At 69.9% G+C, this 1,384-nt stretch carries 2 protein-coding genes; both read left to right on the forward strand.

What is annotated here, in order from left to right; all coding sequences use genetic code 11:
- Positions 1 to 301, forward strand: a 301-nt coding sequence (locus tag ELR45_RS34440) for an ABC transporter permease subunit (RefSeq protein WP_338069575.1), incomplete at its 5' end; no start/stop codon positions are given.
- On the forward strand, positions 298 to 1,384 hold a 1,087-nt coding region (locus ELR45_RS02665), incomplete at its 3' end, for an ABC transporter ATP-binding protein (protein ID WP_165367411.1). The genes ELR45_RS34440 and ELR45_RS02665, both read left to right, overlap by 4 nt.

Here is a 1,384-nt window from a genome sequence, read left to right on the forward strand (position 1 = left end):
CGTGGCGATCACCGTCCGGCACATCCTGCCGAACGCCGTCGGCCCACTGCTCGTGGCGACGAGCTTCGGCATCCCCAACGCGATCATCGCCGAGTCCGGCCTGGCGATCCTCGGGCTCGGAGTCGCGCCGCCGACGCCCTCCTGGGGCGGCATGATCGTCGACGGATACACCTACGTCCTCGGAAATCCGCAGCTCATCGCCGCACCACTCGCCCTGTTCGGGATGACCATGCTCGCCTTCACCTGGATCGGCGACGGCCTGCGCGACGCGTTCGACACGAACGAGGAGGACCGGACATGAGGAGCGGAGCGCGATCGGTAGACGTGAACGCGCGGCTCAACGCCTCCGAGTCACCGCAGCAGGCACCCTCCGGTGTGGCCACCGGTGTACCGGCCGGCGGCCCCGGCCAGCCGCTGCTCTCGGTGCGCGACCTGAGCGTCGCCTTCCGCAACCGCACCGGCGAGCTCATCCCGGCGGCGAGTCTCTCGGTCGACGTGCCGGTCGACGGCGCGCTGGCCGTCGTCGGCGAGTCCGGCTCCGGCAAGACCGTCAGCATGCGCGCGCTGCTGCGGCTGCTCCCGGACAGCGCCGTCGTGTCGGGCACGGCACTCTTCCAGGGCCAGGACCTGCTCGCGCTCTCGGAATCCGAGCTGCGGCGGGTGCGCGGCCCCGGCATCGGGATGATCTTCCAGAACGCGATGTCCGCGCTGAACCCGACCCGTACCCTCAAGGTTCAGCTCACGGAACATCTGCGCTGGCACGGCATCTGCGACCGGAAGGAAGCCGTGCGGCGAGCCGTCGACGCATTGGACCGGGTCGGCATTCCCGAGCCGGAGCGCCGGATCCGGATGTACCCGTTCCAGTTGTCCGGTGGGATGCGACAACGGGCCATGATCGCCATGTCGATCGTCGCCGGCCCTCAGTTGCTCATCGCCGACGAGCCCACCACCGCACTCGACGTGACCATCCAGCGCCAGGTGCTCGACGTGCTCAAGGGTCTCCGCGACGACGGCCTGGCCATCATCATGATCACCCATGACCTCGGGGTCGCCCGTTACCTGTGCGACGACGTCGTCGTGATGAAGGACGGGCAGATGGTGGAGACGGCGACCATGGGCGGATTCGTCGCCGACGCAGGGCAGCCCTACTCGCGCCGCCTCTTGGACGCCGCACTCGACGTCGACGTGCAAGCCGGGGAGGAGCCGTCCGCGGGACCGGAGACGGGCGACGAGCCGCCCGCCGGCGCGCCACCGGATGCGGCACGTGACGAGGCCGCTCAGGCCTCGATGACAGGCGAGGGCCGGGACTGTCTGGTCCAGGCACGCGATCTGGTGAAGATCTTTCACGGCAGGGGCGGCGACGTCCGCGCCGTCGACGACGTCA

This window comes from Phytoactinopolyspora endophytica, from assembly GCF_004138495.1.
GTDB lineage: Bacteria > Actinomycetota > Actinomycetes > Jiangellales > Jiangellaceae > Phytoactinopolyspora > Phytoactinopolyspora endophytica.